This window comes from Streptococcus cristatus (assembly GCF_003943505.1).
Classification (GTDB): domain Bacteria; phylum Bacillota; class Bacilli; order Lactobacillales; family Streptococcaceae; genus Streptococcus; species Streptococcus cristatus_E.
Genome location: NZ_RJPS01000002.1, coordinates 239,565 through 254,425 on the forward strand (window position 1 = coordinate 239,565; position 14,861 = coordinate 254,425).

The 14,861-nt window shown below is 42.3% G+C and carries 16 protein-coding genes, 1 pseudogene and 1 riboswitch; of the genes and pseudogenes, 5 read left to right on the forward strand and 12 right to left on the reverse strand.

Features of this window, described 5'->3' with window-relative positions; all coding sequences use genetic code 11:
• Positions 1-2: 2 nt before the first annotated feature.
• Positions 3-1,805: a DNA primase gene (dnaG, locus tag D8792_RS03310; RefSeq protein ID WP_312023812.1), complete on the reverse strand. Its 1,803-nt coding sequence runs from the start codon at positions 1,803-1,805 to the stop codon at positions 3-5.
• A gap of 137 nt (positions 1,806-1,942) precedes the next feature.
• On the opposite strand from dnaG, the gene mscL reads away from it, so the two are divergent.
• Positions 1,943-2,329, forward strand: a complete 387-nt coding sequence (gene mscL, locus D8792_RS03315) for a large conductance mechanosensitive channel protein MscL (RefSeq protein ID WP_048764698.1) — start codon at positions 1,943-1,945, stop codon at positions 2,327-2,329.
• Between the two features lie 253 nt (positions 2,330-2,582).
• On the opposite strand, the gene rpsU is transcribed toward mscL, so the two are convergent.
• From rpsU to D8792_RS03355, 6 genes and pseudogenes are all read right to left on the reverse strand, one after another.
• Positions 2,583-2,759, reverse strand: a complete 177-nt coding sequence (gene rpsU, locus D8792_RS03325) for a 30S ribosomal protein S21 (RefSeq protein ID WP_000048054.1) — start codon at positions 2,757-2,759, stop codon at positions 2,583-2,585.
• A gap of 165 nt (positions 2,760-2,924) precedes the next feature.
• Positions 2,925-3,548, reverse strand: coding sequence for a Type 1 glutamine amidotransferase-like domain-containing protein (locus D8792_RS03330; RefSeq protein ID WP_125372870.1), 624 nt, complete (start codon positions 3,546-3,548; stop codon positions 2,925-2,927).
• Positions 3,549-3,561: 13 nt separating this feature from the next.
• Positions 3,562-4,134, reverse strand: a complete 573-nt coding sequence (locus D8792_RS03335; RefSeq protein ID WP_376739433.1) for a class I SAM-dependent methyltransferase — start codon at positions 4,132-4,134, stop codon at positions 3,562-3,564.
• A 479-nt stretch (positions 4,135-4,613) separates the two neighbouring features.
• A pseudogene (locus tag D8792_RS03340) lies at positions 4,614-5,069 on the reverse strand (M56 family metallopeptidase); the annotation flags it as partial.
• Positions 5,070-5,084: 15 nt separating this feature from the next.
• Positions 5,085-5,462, reverse strand: a complete 378-nt coding sequence (locus tag D8792_RS03345; RefSeq protein ID WP_048765241.1) for a BlaI/MecI/CopY family transcriptional regulator — start codon at positions 5,460-5,462, stop codon at positions 5,085-5,087.
• A gap of 260 nt (positions 5,463-5,722) precedes the next feature.
• The gene (locus D8792_RS03355) at positions 5,723-6,079 is read right to left on the reverse strand and encodes a DUF1304 domain-containing protein (protein WP_125372872.1); all 357 of its coding nucleotides are present in this window, start codon (positions 6,077-6,079) and stop codon (positions 5,723-5,725) included.
• 192 nt (positions 6,080-6,271) lie between these two features.
• Between D8792_RS03355 and D8792_RS03360 the strand changes: the two genes are divergently transcribed.
• A complete protein-coding gene (locus tag D8792_RS03360) occupies positions 6,272-7,588 on the forward strand; it encodes an FAD-containing oxidoreductase (protein WP_125372873.1) in 1,317 nt (438 codons plus the stop codon).
• Between the two features lie 110 nt (positions 7,589-7,698).
• A complete protein-coding gene (locus D8792_RS03365) occupies positions 7,699-8,667 on the forward strand; it encodes an NAD(P)/FAD-dependent oxidoreductase (RefSeq protein ID WP_048766655.1) in 969 nt (322 codons plus the stop codon).
• A gap of 32 nt (positions 8,668-8,699) precedes the next feature.
• On the opposite strand, the gene whiA is transcribed toward D8792_RS03365, so the two are convergent.
• From whiA to D8792_RS03385, 4 genes are all read right to left on the reverse strand, one after another.
• Entirely contained in the window at positions 8,700-9,611 is a 912-nt protein-coding gene (gene whiA / locus D8792_RS03370; RefSeq protein ID WP_005590210.1) for a DNA-binding protein WhiA, read from the reverse strand.
• Positions 9,608-10,585, reverse strand: coding sequence for a YvcK family protein (locus D8792_RS03375; protein ID WP_125372874.1), 978 nt, complete (start codon positions 10,583-10,585; stop codon positions 9,608-9,610). The genes whiA and D8792_RS03375 overlap by 4 nt, the downstream gene beginning before the upstream one ends.
• Positions 10,582-11,472 (reverse strand): RNase adapter RapZ, encoded by an 891-nt coding sequence (gene rapZ, locus D8792_RS03380; protein ID WP_125372875.1) that lies wholly within the window; start codon positions 11,470-11,472, stop codon positions 10,582-10,584. The genes D8792_RS03375 and rapZ overlap by 4 nt, the downstream gene beginning before the upstream one ends.
• A gap of 67 nt (positions 11,473-11,539) precedes the next feature.
• Positions 11,540-11,923: a RidA family protein gene (locus D8792_RS03385; RefSeq protein ID WP_125372876.1), complete on the reverse strand. Its 384-nt coding sequence runs from the start codon at positions 11,921-11,923 to the stop codon at positions 11,540-11,542.
• 133 nt (positions 11,924-12,056) lie between these two features.
• Positions 12,057-12,101, forward strand: a riboswitch (PreQ1 riboswitch).
• A gap of 121 nt (positions 12,102-12,222) precedes the next feature.
• Here D8792_RS03385 and D8792_RS03390 point away from each other — a divergent pair.
• A complete protein-coding gene (locus tag D8792_RS03390) occupies positions 12,223-13,200 on the forward strand; it encodes a nucleoside hydrolase (RefSeq protein ID WP_125372877.1) in 978 nt (325 codons plus the stop codon).
• Between the two features lie 4 nt (positions 13,201-13,204).
• Positions 13,205-13,771: a LytS/YhcK type 5TM receptor domain-containing protein gene (locus tag D8792_RS03395; RefSeq protein ID WP_125372878.1), complete on the forward strand. Its 567-nt coding sequence runs from the start codon at positions 13,205-13,207 to the stop codon at positions 13,769-13,771.
• 146 nt (positions 13,772-13,917) lie between these two features.
• Here the strand turns inward: D8792_RS03395 and D8792_RS03400 are convergent, their stop codons facing one another.
• Positions 13,918-14,835 carry an aspartate carbamoyltransferase catalytic subunit gene (locus D8792_RS03400; protein ID WP_125372879.1) on the reverse strand — a complete coding sequence of 306 codons (918 nt, stop codon included), beginning with the start codon at positions 14,833-14,835 and terminating at the stop codon, positions 13,918-13,920.
• Positions 14,836-14,861: the final 26 nt, after the last annotated feature.

Here is a 14,861-nt window from a genome sequence, read left to right on the forward strand (position 1 = left end):
ACCTACTCCATTCTTCTTTTTTGTGCGATTAAGCGCTCCACCTCTAATATAGCGGCATTCTCATCTCCAGTATGCAAAGCTTCTCGAACCTTTTTGCTAATCAGCTGATTATTCTTACGAAGCAATTCGCGTTCTCTAGTCAGCTCAACTTCTGCTAACTCTCCGTCTTCCATCTCCTCTGGCAAATCTTCCTCCAACATCCGATACCAAAGTTGCTGGACTCTTTCTGGTAAGCTAGATAAATCCTGCGAAGTCACTTCACCATTGGCTAGTAAAAGCTCGTATAACTCCTGCAGTTCCGCCGTATCAAAGGCGAAATCTATGCGAAGCCGATAATTATTTAAAACCAGCGGATTGTGTACCATACGATAAAGGATATGGATTTCTGCCTTTATCAGCCGTGATAGCTGTTTAGACAGCGGAAGATCTACCAGTACAGGTCTTCTTAGAGATTCCGACTGTTGCCCACTTCGGCTATTTCGTTCAGCCAAACGACTATTGTTAACCGTATTCTCTACCTGCTGGTAATCAAAATCTGGCAGCAACTCAGCCAACATATAAATATAGGAATTCTGAGCTGTAATAGACTGCGTCTGAGCAATGATTGGCGCCATTCGCTCCACGAATTCAATCTGAGCCTGCAGATTTTCAATATTATCCGGTTTGAGATAACGCAAAAGGAACTCTACATCACTAATTCGTGTTTTGGTCAGAAATTGTCGCAATTCCTCGGCAGAGTTTTTAGCAATAAACTCATCCGGATCCATATTGTCAGGAAAGGACACAATCTCTACCGGCATATCCCGCAGCTCTTCTAAAGCCTTGGCTGTCGCAGCCTGACCAGCCCTGTCTCCATCATAAGTCAGAATGATTTTCTTGCAATACTTACGCAGATGCTGGACATGCTCAGGAGTCAGAGCCGTTCCCATAGATGCGACTGCATTTTCAACTCCAGCCCGATAGGCCGCGATTACGTCCATAAAGCCCTCCATCAGATAGACTTCATGGCTCTTTTTAATCACCGGCTTGGCCTTATCCAGATGATAAAGCTCATAGCTTTTATTAAAAATAGGGGTGCTGCGACTATTCTTATACTTGGCAGTCTGTGAACCAGCCTCCGAATCTTGCCAAATCCGACCAGAAAAGGCGACGACCTGACCCTTGTCATTGGTCAAAGGAAACATAATCCGGTTCTGAAAAGCATCGTAGACCAGATTATTCTCTGCTAAATTAAAAAGTCCTGAGTTCATGATAGTGGACTCATCAAACTTACCAGCCATGCTCTTATGAAGATAGTTGCCTTCATTGGGAGCCAGACCGATTTGAAAATGCTTAATGACTTCATCCGTCAGCCCACGCTGGTAAAGATAAGCGCGTGCTTCTTCTCCTATTTTGGTCGTCATAAGAACCGCATGGTAAAACTTTGCTGCCTCTGTATGAATATCGTAGAGCGCCTGATGCGGATGAGCCTGTCTCGGTCGATCTGCGCTAGCTCTCTCCATACCTAAGGAAATGCCCGCTCTGTCCGCGACAATCTGCACAGCATCCATAAAGGATACGCCTCGATAGTCCTCAATAAACTTGAAAACATCCCCCGACTTGCCACATCCAAAGCAGTGATAGAACTGCTTATCCTCTACGACATTGAAAGAGGGCGTCTTTTCGCCATGAAAGGGACAAAGTCCCAGAAAATTTCTCCCAGCCTTGGTCAAGGCTACTGTTTCTCCTATGACATCGACGATATTGACACTATTTTTTATTTCAGAAATCATTTCTTTATCCAATAGACAATACCTCCAATTCATCACAGAATATCACTCTATATTTTATAATAATTTGACGCAAATGTAAAACATTTGATAGGCAAATAACTTGAAATAATTGCTACTTTAAGCTATAATATAATCACAAATATTAAATTATTTCTTGAAAGGAAAAGAAAATGTTAAAGGATCTTAAAGAATTTTTGCTACGCGGTAACGTGATTGACTTGGCAGTCGGGGTTATCATTGCGAATGCTTTCGGAGCAATCGTCAACTCATTGATTACTGACGTTATCACTCCTCTCTTCCTCAATCCAATTTTGAAAGCTGCAAACTTGAAGCAAATCGCTGAATTGAAATGGAACGGAATTGCTTATGGTAACTTCTTGAGCGCCGTGATCAACTTCTTAGTAATCGGTACTGTTCTCTTCTTCATTGTTAAGGCTGCGGAAAAAGCACAAAATCTTACTAAGAAAAACGAAGAAGCTGCTGAAGAAACACCAGCTGGACCAACAGAACTTGAAGTTCTACAAGAAATCAAGAGCTTGCTTGAAAAACAAAACTAATATGCAAACAGAGGCTGGGACAAAAGTCCTAGCCTCTCAATTGTATTTGGATTGTCGAGCAAGACGCAGTGGTTGAGTGGACTCTATTACGCTGATTGCATCAGCTTTTACAGCCCTACTCAACTGTGCGGAGGTGGGACGACGAAATCGAATTCTAACGAATTACCGATTTCTGTCCCACTCTCTGTTTTATTATACGCTTTCCATCCAAAAGAAAAAAACAGCCAAATCGGCTGCTTTCTCATTCTAGTTATTAGAATTTTTTACGTTTACGAGCTGCTTCCGATTTGCGTTTGCGTTTTACAGAAGGTTTTTCATAGAATTCACGTTTGCGTGTTTCTTGAAGAGTACCAGCTTTAGTAACCGCACGTTTGAAACGACGAAGAGCATCGTCAAGAGATTCATTCTTACGTACTACTGTTTTTGACATTTTTTTCACTCCCTTCAAGTCCAAGATCTATTCTATTCTACACGCAAAATAGATAAATGTCAAGAAAAAAACTGCCATAAACTTATATTATCTTCACTTTCTTTTTTAGAAGCAACAAATTGTTAGAATGAACATCATAATAATAATAGCAAAAAGAAATTTATTTTAAGTCTGTTCAGAAACGACTTCTCTTTCTTCACCATTTACAATTACGGCTTGGGAATTGTTTATTAGCATTAAACTGAGCTGATTTTTATACATTTCAAAGGTCTTCTGACTACTATCAGTAAAAGGTTCCTCACCATAATGTGGAAGGATGTAAAAATCCACTTCATCCAATCCTGCTGTATCAGATAACTCTGTCGCTACCGTCTTGTCGTCCATGAGTTTATTATAGTCAATATCCTTGGCTGTAATAATAGCCCCTGCTGATTCTCCTACATAAACCGACCCATCTCGTATTTGTTCTTTGATAAGATGTAGGAGTTGCTTTTTCTTTAATTCTTGCAATAAATAAAATGTATTTCCGCCTGAGACATAAATAATCTTACTTTGGAAAATCTTTGCCTGCGCGGTTTCTCGATCACAAGAAGCAATATCCAGAATCTCTATCTCAAAGCCTAAATCTCTGAATGTTTGCTGAGCCTCATCGATATAGGCAGTATAGTCCTCTTTGTTCCCAGCGGTAGGAATAAATAAAACCTTTTTTTCTAGATTCTTTTCCTTTGCATAATCACTAAAAAGATTTTTGACACCAGCAAAATATGAACATAAAAATAATTGTTTCATGATTGTACCTCCATTAGTTTTTAACGATTTTATAAAGGATCCACGATCCCTTTCTTTGACTAGTTACGAGCTCAAAGCCTATTGATAACAAGAATCGTCTAAATGCTTCTTCGCTTTGGACCTCTGGTAAAAAGTAAGACAACTTGTTATATTCACAAGCCAGTAAGAGCATCCCATCTGATTTGAGTATCCTTCGAAGCTCTATAAAAGAAGCATCTAGGTCTTGCCAATGAAAATGCGTTTGAAAAGCTGTAATCAAATCAAAACTTTCATCAGAAAATCCTGTCTCCCTAACGTCTCTTCGTTCAAAATTTAGATTGACCATCCCTATCTGTTTGGCTTGAGCTATTGCAGTGTCTGAAATATCGATTCCAGTTATAGTACTTTGCGGAAAGGTTTCTTTCAGTAGGATGGTTGAACGGCCGTTCCCAACTCCTACATCTAAGATTACAGGGTAAAATGTCCTATCCAGATGACGAATTGCCCATACAAACATGGGGATATAGGCTCGATTCCACAATTTCATCATTCGTTTTCCTAGAAAGCCCGAAGGATTCTTTGATTGCTGAATCAAAGAATGAAACATGAGTAATAAAAGTATGATAGAAATAATGATTATTATATGAAGCACTCTTCAACCCTCCACTTCTGGATAGCTACATTATACCATTTTTAGAGAGATTACAGCTAAATCAATCAACAAAATACTTGCATCCCAAAAGATAACTTTTGGGATGCAAGTCATTCAAAACGACTGTCTTTTACCTTACAAGTTTTTTCGTTTTTTGGCTTCTTTCGAGAAGGAAATATTCTTAATCTTCTCATAGCGTAAGAAGCGTTGGATGAGGCGTTGGTCGCTTACATCTGGTTTCAAATCAACCACATAGTCCAACTTGATAAACTTATTGTCAACTGACTGGATCGAGGTCAAATCAAAACTTTTGCAGGCTGTTTCAAAGATTGCTTCAAAAAGAACTTCATAGTCTAATTCAGCTGGAAACTGAATTTGGACATAACGTCTGGTTTGACTAACCGAACTAAATCCCATCTTTTCTTTGATCAAATGCAACTGGAACAAAGTTTCTTCGTCCTCAACCTCTGTCCCCCAACGTTGCAACATCTTTTTGAAACGGATATAAGAATAAGCATATCTCCCTAGGTTAAATGCACAACCAAGCAGCCAAATGGCAAAGAATATTTCAAACCAAGGCAGCCCTAGATAAGCCTCCCAGAGATTGGCCTGGCTAGCTTTTTCAGATACTTGAGAAACAGCTTGCTCTCCACTTGTCTGGGTAGCCCTAACGGCTGTCTGAACAGTCGATCCAGTACCAGCCGAATAAAGCCAGAATCAAACTGAGGTCGGAATGGGAACAGAAAACTCAGCAAGATTAAAAACTATGTAAAATACTTGACCTTGACCGAAATCTTGGTCTTAAGGGCTGCAAAAAGAAGGCTCAAAAACAGAACCAATATCGTGGTTGAGAAACTGGTTAAGAGGAAAGACATCAGGAACTGTTTCATGGATACTACCTCATGTTACTCTTTCTGATTCAGTAAATTACGTAGCTCATCCAGTTCATTTTCTGAGAAAGAATTGGACGAAAAGAGAGTCTTGACAAAGCCTCCCATTGAATGACCGCTGTAGCGCTTCAAAAAGTCTGACGTTTCTACCTCTAGGTACTCATCTTCCGAAATTAAGGCCGTGTACTGCCTTTCACGCCCCTTGCGAACACTTTCTAAAAAGCCCTTTTCCGTCAAGCGAGCCAGAACTGTCAACAAGGTCTGAGGCTTCCAATGATTATCTTCACCCAGCTTTTCCATAATTTGAGCAGAAGTCGTTGGATTTGGCAGGTGCCAGATAATCTTTAAGATGGCAAATTCACCATCTGGTAAACGTTTAATTGAATTATTCATCATATTCCATCCTTTCTAAAGTCTCTTCCTAATTTTATTCTACACATGTCTAATAAAAAAGTCAATCATTATGTAAAAAAAGAGAGTGGAACAGAAATCGGTAATTCGTTAGAATTCGATTTCGTCGTCCCACCTCCGCACAGTTGAGTAGGGCTGTAAAAGCTGATGAAATCAGCGTAGTAGAGCCCACTCAACCACTGCGTCTTGCTCGACAATCCAAAGACAATTGAGAGGCTAAGACTTTTGTCCCAGACTCCTTTTTAGAAAAATAAACTCAGTAACGTCAACATTGCCAAACCACCCTGCTTGAACAGGATTTTTGGGTCACTGGTCACTGCACCGTAAGCAGCTACCAGGATGATATAAACCATAAAAATTCCCAGCCAAACTAGACTAGGCTGCACAAAGGCCGCAATCAAGACCAAAACAGCTATCAGCCCGTTATAAACTCCTTGGTTTTTGAAAAGTGTATTGACCGACTGCTGCTCCAACTCCTCTTGAGGCATACCAAAGACCCGTGCTGTCGTAGCTGAAGTCGTCGCAATGGTCTCTAGGTACATAATATAGAAAAATTCCAAGGCAACCAAACTTGCCAAAATCAGTGTAAAAATAGACATTTCTTCTCCTTATAGAAATTCATGACGAAAAGAAGTATAACATAGTGCAAGAAAAAGCGCTAGAATTTCGTTCCAATAAAATGGACAAAGTGTACTAAAATGCTTTATAGTGCATTTTTAAAATAGGCGTAGCAAAATTCAGCATTTTCTGATTAGATATGATACAATCTTTTTGAAAAATGGAGGTAAATTATGTTAACCTATGATTTAATTGTCATCGGCTTTGGTAAGGCCGGTAAAACATTGGCAGCCAAAATGGCGGCCCAAGGAAAAAAAGTTGCTTTGATTGAGCGAAGCAAGGCTATGTACGGGGGAACCTGTATCAATATCGCCTGCATCCCAACCAAGACCCTACTTGTCGCAGCTGAAAAAGGTCTAGCTTTTGACCAAGTCATGGCTGAAAAGAATGCTGTAACCAGCCGTCTCAATGGAAAGAACTACGCAGCAATCAGTGGCGCTGGTGTCGACATCATTGATGCGGAAGCTCATTTCCTTTCAAACAAAGTCATCGAAATCACAGCTGGTGATGAGAAGGAGGAACTGACTGCTGAGACTATTGTCATCAATACTGGTGCTGTTTCCAATGTCCTGCCAATTCCTGGACTGACTGAAACCGAGCATGTCTATGACTCAACTGGCATTCAAAATCTGAAGGAACTTCCTAAACGTTTAGGAGTTCTGGGCGGCGGTAACATCGGCCTAGAATTTGCTGGACTCTACAACAAACTGGGCAGCCAGGTGACTGTGCTGGATGCTGCTCCTGTCTTTCTCCCTCGAGTAGAGCCTTCTATCGCTGCCCTAGCTAAGCAATACATGGAAGAAGACGGAATCCAACTCCTGCAAAATGTGCAAACCAAGCAGATTAAAAATGATGGTGCTGAAGTTGTCGTTGTGACTGAGGATGGAGAATTCCGCTTTGATGCCCTGCTCTATGCTACTGGCCGCAAGCCGAATGTTGAACCACTGAAGTTAGAAAATACAGATATCGAGCTGACAGAGCGCGGAGCTATCAAGGTTGATAAACACTTGGAAACATCTGTACCTGGTGTATTTGCAGCTGGCGATGTCAATGGCGGTCTGCAGTTTACTTATATCTCACTGGATGACTTCCGTATCCTTTATAGCTATCTGGCTGGCGATGGCAGCTACACACTGGAAGACCGTAAAAACGTCCCTACCAGCATGTTCATCACACCTCCTTTGGCTCAAATCGGATTAACCGAAAAGGAAGCTCAAGAGCAAGGATTGCCGATTGCAGTGAAGGAGATTCCAGTCGCAGCAATGCCTCGTGGACATGTCAATGCTGACTTACGCGGTGCCTTCAAGGCTGTTGTCAACACTGAAACCAAGGAAATTGTCGGAGCGACTATCTTCTCAGCAGGGGCACAGGAAATTATCAATATCCTGACTGTGGCTATGGATAATAAGATTCCTTACACCTACTTGAGCAAGCAAATCTTCACCCACCCAACCCTGGCAGAAAACCTCAATGATTTATTTGCTATTTAATGTTAAGCCCCTGATGGGGCTTTTACAATCCCTACAAAAATTTAACTACATTTCAACCTATTTTTGTGATACAATAATCCTAGTTTATTTTAAAAAGATTGAGGAAAATTATGTCTGAACTGTATGATATTACGATTATCGGCGGCGGTCCAGTTGGCTTATTTGCTGCTTTTTACGCTCATTTGCGCCAAGCCAAGGTGAAAATTATTGATTCCTTGCCTCAGCTGGGCGGTCAGCCAGCCATTCTCTATCCAGAAAAGAAGATTCTGGATGTGCCGGGCTTTACTAATTTGACTGGCGAAGAGTTGACTCAGCGTCTGATTGAGCAGCTGGAGACTTTCCAGACTGACATTTGCCTCAATGAAACAGTGCTGGATATCGTTAAAGCGGATGATGGGTTCACCATCACGACTTCTAAGGCTCAACATCAGACCAAAACCATTATCATCGCCATGGGAGGTGGTGCTTTCAAACCGAGAGCTTTGGAGCTAGACGATACTGAAAGCTACAGCAACCTCCACTATCATGTTTCAAACATCAACCAGTACGCAGGCAAAAAGGTTGTCGTTCTGGGAGGCGGCGACTCGGCTGTTGACTGGGCGCTAGCTTTTGAAAAGATTGCGGAAACCAGCCTAGTTCACCGTAGGGACAACTTCCGGGCTTTGGAGCATAGTGTGGAAGAACTCAAGGCTTCTAGTGTTGAGATTAAGACACCATTTGTACCCAGTCGATTGGTCGGCGAAAATGGCAAGATAACCCACTTGGAAATCAGCCAAGTCAAGGGAGAGGAAAGTCAGCTTTTGCCTCTGGATCATCTCTTTGTCAACTACGGTTTTAAATCCTCTGTCGGCAATCTCAAAGATTGGGGCTTGGAGCTCAACCGTCACAAGATCTTGGTCAATAGCAAGCAGGAAACTTCTGTACCAGGAATCTATGCAGCTGGAGACTGCTGCAGCTACGAGGGGAAAATTGACCTGATTGCAACTGGGTTGGGTGAGGCACCTACTGCTGTCAACAACGCTATTAACCATATCTATCCTGAGCAAAAAGTCCAACCCAAACATTCTACCAGCCTATAAAAAACAGCTGCCGAGCTCGAGCTCAGCAGCTTTTATAATTCATCTGCGATTTTATTGATTTTTCTCAAGCGATGATTGACACCGCTCTTAGTCAGTGGTCGGCTCAGACTATCAGCTAGCTGCTGGATGGAGTAGTCTGGATGTTGGATACGAAGCTGGGCTACCTCCTGCAAATCTACAGGTAGACTCTCAATGCCGATATTATCGCTGATTTTGGCAATATTGTTGATGGTTTTCATACTGGCTGTGACCGTGCGAGCGATGTTCGCTGTCTCCGCATTATTGGCGCGATTAAGATCGTTGCGCGCTTCCCGCATGAGCTTAAGAGACTCGAACTCAGCCATGGCTTCCATAGCACCGATGACAATGAGAAAATCCATAATATCCTCAGCCCGCTGCAGATAGGTGACAGCTCCCTTCTTGCGCTCAATGGTCTTGGCATCCAGCAGAAAACGCCGCATCAAGGCAGCTAAATCCTCAGCATGATCCAAATAAACGGACAGGATTTCCAGCTGGTACTTACCTGAGTCCGGCTCCCGCATGCTGCCATTTGAGAGAAAGGCCCCTCGTAGGTAGGCTCGGCTAGCTTCGTCATCTGACAAAATAGCCTGATCAATCCCTGCCTCGATACCAAAAAAGGAATCAGCCAAGTGCAGGTCAGAAAGGATCTCTTCCACTTTCTGATCTAGAAATACTGTATAAACTCGGTTCTTGCGCAAGTTGGTCTTCTGATGGTGGCGGATTTCTGACTTGACCTGATAAAGATCCAACAGCAATTCATAGAGATGGCGAGCAATCTTGGCATTTTCTGTTGAAATGGATAAGGTGAGGCCAGTCGAAGAAATTCCTAAACTACCAGCCATCTTGATCATGGCAGCCAACTCATTTTTGTCTTTTACAGATAAGCTTAAAAGCTCTTCTTTTACTTTTACTGTAAAGCTCATTTGCGCACCTGTATAATCTGCATCAATTCATCAACAACCAACTCACCGTCATGGAAAGCCCCGCCATTTTCCAATCGAAGGAAATTCGATGAAATGACACGCGGAACTTGCTCTTGCAGCCCTTGAAAATTATGCTCAACCTGAACCAGATATTCATCAAATTTATTGCTGTTCATATACTCGCGCGGAACTGGCTCGATATTGACCAAGACAGTATCAATGAACTTTTTGCCCAGATGACGATGCAATACTTGAACGTGGTCGCTATCTGAAAAGTGCTCAGTTTCGCCGCGCTGGGTCATGATATTGCAGACATAGGCCACTTCTGCCTTAGTATCTAAAATAGCTTGGCCGATTTCTTCGATTACGAGGTTTGGCAAGATGGAGGTAAAGAGAGAACCCGGTCCCAGCACCACCATATCGCTATCCAAAATGCTCTGGACCACCTTTCTACTGGCAACAGGCTTTTCATCATCATAGGTATTGGTCACATAGACCCGCTCAATCATCCCAGCCTTACTGGCTAGATTACTCTCACCGACAACTTCCGTTCCATCAGTAAACACAGCATGCAGAGTCAGCGGAGTGTCGCTTGAAGGGTAGATTTTACCTGTTGTATGGAAAAACTTAGTCAGAAGCTGCATAGCATTATAGGTCGAACCCTGCATTTCGGAAATGCCTGCAATAATCAGATTCCCCAAGGGATGACCTGCTAGAACACCATCTCCTTTGGCAAAGCGATACTGGAAGACCTTCTCATAAAACTTTGGCATATCAGACATGGCGACCAAAACATTTCGCAAGTCACCCGGCGGCGTCAGCTGCTGGATGTTTTTACGCAGCTCACCAGAACTACCGCCATCATCTGCAACTGTGACAATAGCTGTGATCTCCACATCCTTTTTACGCAGGCTGTCTAAAATGACTGAAATCCCTGTACCGCCGCCGATAACTGTAATTCTCGGTTTTCTCATGAGCGGTTCACCGTTTCCTTCCGGCGATTTTTGTCGCGATGACTGGCATTAACTGGCCAGTTTTTCGCTAAATCATCCGCCAAACGCTGTGCAAAGGCTACACTACGGTGCTGTCCGCCCGTGCAGCCGACTGCGATGGTCAGTACAGACTTTCCTTCCTTTTGATAGCCTGGCAAAATCGGCTCAATCAAGCCTAGCAGGTTCTGGTAAAATTCTTCTGACTCCGCATGGTTCATGACATAGTCAAAGACATCCTTGTCCAATCCTGTCTGATTACGCAGCTCAGGTTTATAGTAGGGATTTGGCAGGAAACGCACATCAAAAACCAAGTCCGCATCCAGAGGCAAACCGTATTTGAAACCAAAACTCATAACCTCGATGCGGAAACTGTGCAGGTCAGCCTGGTTTGAAAATTGTTCAGAGATGGTCTTTCTGAGCTCCCGTGGTGTCAGTTCTGTCGTATCTACAACATTTTGACTGAGATTTTTCAGAGGGGCTAAGAGTTCACGCTCCAGTTTGATTCCATCTAAAATTCGCCCGTCAGCTGCCAAAGGGTGACTGCGTCGCGTTTCTTTATAGCGAGCTACCAACTCCTTGTCGGCCGCATCCAAAAATAGAATTTTAAAATCAATTTCCGTGCTTCTTTCTAGCTCATCCAGAATATCCTGAATCTCCAAAAAGAAGGAGCGACTCCTCATATCAACAACCAGAGCCAACTTATCATTGTCCTTTGTCCCTTCGACCAACTGCAAAAACTTTGGTACTAAGGTCGGCGGCATATTATCAATGGTAAAATAACCCAAATCCTCAAAAGACTGGATGGCGACAGTCTTTCCGGCACCGCTCATTCCTGTCACAATCACTAATTGAATCTTGTGTTCAGCCATTCTTTCTCCCTTCATCTAACATTTTATTTCTAAAAAAGGACGGGAAACTTCTCCCGGTCCCAATCATTTATTCTACAATCTCAGCAATGACTTCGATTTCGATTTTTACATCACGAGGCAAGCGAGCCACTTCTACTGCCGAACGAGCTGGAAACTCGCTCTTAAAGGCCGTTTTGTAGACCTCATTAAATGGCACAAAATCATTGATATCACTTAGGAAGCAGGTCGCCTTGACCACATGGTCAAAATCTGTTCCAGCCGCTTTCAAAATAGCTCCTACATTTTTCAAAACTTGCTGGGTCTGCTCTTCAATCGTTGCTCCTACAATTTCTCCTGTCTCTGGTGATAAAGGAATCTGACCACTTGCAAATAAAAGGTTGCCAACGATTTTTCCTTGAACATATGGTCCGATTGCTGCTGGTGCTTTATCTGTTTGTACTATTTTTGCCATTGTATTCTCCTCATTTCTTTTATCTTACTTATTATATCATAAAGTCAAAAGACTGACTATTCTTGTCCTCCTTCCCATTGACTTTTAGGAAATTTTTCTTTATGATAGTAAATGCATAATTCAAAACACTTGTTTTGGACTGGTTCGCAAACTTCCCAGTATAAAAAACTAAGTACCCTTATATTCTAAAGTAATGTAATTGCGCATAGTTTTTTCTGGTGTCCTGCCACTTTGGCAGAACTAACTGAGAGGTTGAGACGGAGGTTTCAGCCTTATTTTATTTCTCAAAAGGAGGACCTATGAAAAGAAAAGTTATTATTGACTGCGATCCTGGCATAGACGACAGCCTAGCTCTGCTCTATGCCCTACAACACCCTGACTTAGAGGTCGTCGCTTTGACCATAGTTGCTGGAAATGTCCCAGTAGAACTTGGTCTTGAAAATGCCTTTAAAATCTTAGAAAGGCTGAATCGGCTGGATATTCCAGTTTATGTAGGAGACGACAAACCCTTGGTTTGTGACTTCGTCTCCGCTCAGGACACCCACGGCATGGATGGATTGGGGGAAAGCGGGATAACAAGAAGCAGCTCCACCCAAGCCCAACTACAAGCAGCTTATGACTTTCTAGCAGACTATTTCCAGAAAAATAGTGACACTTCCATCATTGCACTAGGGCCTTTGACCAATATTGCCTTGGCTCTTAGGAAAAATCCTAACCTTGGGCAGCATCTAAACCGATTTGTCAGCATGGGCGGCAATTACAAATCGCACGGCAACTGTTCGCCCGTAGCTGAGTACAACTACTGGTGCGATCCACATGCAGCCCAAGAAACCTACGAAAAACTTGGAAAAAAGATTGAAATGGTCGGTCTAGATGTCACTCGAAAGATTGTCTTGACACCCAATCTCTTGGAATATATGCGTTTTATCAATCCTGAAGTCGCTGACTTTGTCGGAAAAATCACTCGTTTTTACTGGGATTTTCATTGGGAGTATGAACATATCATCGGCTGTGTCATCAACGATCCATTGGCCGTTGCCCATTTCCTGCATGAGGATCTTTGCCAAGGCTTTGACTCCTTCGTCGATCTTACAACGGAAGGCATTGCCATGGGACAAACGCTGGTTGATGCTTATCATTTTTATGGTAAGGAAGCCAATGCTAAGGTACTGACCCAAGTAAACACCCAACTCTTCTTTCAGGATTTTCTCTCCGTGATACTCAACACTTCAAAGGAAATTATCTGCCAAGATCTAGAAACTTTAAATTTAGGATAAAATTATGAAAAAAACAACACCATTTACCATCACATTTACAGCCATCTGCATCGCTCTAAACTATATCGGGGCCAACATCGCACTTTTTCTAAAACTTCCTGTTTATTTGGATACTTTGGGAACGATATTAGCCAGCCTCATTTTAGGACCTATTTGGGGAGTAGGAACAGCGGTTGCTAGTGCTCTTATTAGCGCTTTTACAACAGACATTTCTGCTATTTATTTCTCTCCAGTAGCCATTCTTTTGGCTCTGCTTGTCTCGGTCTTTTTCACTGCTGATTCAAAACCAAGACTAAACCTCCTCTGGAAAACGGTTCTAGTCTCTCTACCAGCTACTGCTTTAGCCTCTCTGATCACTGTGATAGTCTTCAAAGGAATTACCCCAAGCGGCTCTAGTATTATCGTTCAAGGTTTACACGGTTTAGGCTTAGATTTGGTCACCAGCACCATCATCGTCCAAGCGCTAACCGACTATGCAGACCGACTCATCGTTATTGGAGTCAGTCTCATCTTCATCCCACAACTCAAAAAAGTCATCCCAAGAATCTTTGCAAAATCCAGTAATGCATAAATCAAAAGAACTACTCAAAAAACATAATTTCGAGTAGTTCTTTTGATTTTAACATTTGTTTTTTTATAAGTCTTTAAGATTAAGTTTAAAAAAGGAATAGGAAGACTCTTATTGAGTCCAATCCTACTCCTAAGCTACATTTGAGATTAATTTCGTCCTTTGAGAACAGCCTCAATGATAGCCATTCTGACAAAGACGCCATTTGTCATTTGTTCTACAATTCGAGATTTTGGAGCTTCAACCAAATGGTCTGCAATTTCTACATCGCGATTGACAGGCGCTGGGTGCATCAGGATAGCGTTATCCTTCATACGATCATAGCGCTCTTGCGTCAAACCATGAAGTTTATGATAATTCTCCTTAGAGAAAATAGAGTTATAGTCATGGCGCTCATGCTGCACGCGCAGGAACATCATCACGTCCACTTGGTCAATCACTTCGTCAATGGTTACGAACTTACCATAGTCAGCAAATTCTGCACTTCTCCACTCATCTGGACCAGCAAAGAAGAGCTCAGCGCCAAGACGTTTCAAGATTTGCATATTAGATTTGGCTACACGTGAGTGATCAAGGTCACCAGCGATGGCTACCTTCAAACCATCGAAGTGACCGAATTCTTGATAAATTGTCATCAAGTCAAGTAAACTTTGGCTTGGGTGCTGACCAGAACCATCACCACCATTGACGATAGAAGTTGTAATCGTTGGACTTTCGATTAATTCTTTATAGTAGTCCACCTCAGGGTGACGGATGACACAGACATCTACACCGAGAGCTGACATAGTCAAAATCGTGTCATACAAGGTTTCTCCCTTGTTGACTGAGCTTGTCTTGACATCAAAGTCAAGCAGGTCGCATCCAAGTTTTAATTCTGCTACTTCAAAAGCCTTGTGAGTCCGAGTTGAAGATTCAAAGAAGAGATTTGCAACGATATGCTGCTCATCATAATGAACCTTTGCGCCGTTTTTAAATTCAATCCCGCGCTTGATCAAAGCCATTACTTCTTCGTTCGTAAGGTGTTCCATAGATACAAGATTTTTAAGTGCGATTTGATTTGATGACATGATGTTATACTCCTTTTTTATTAAAA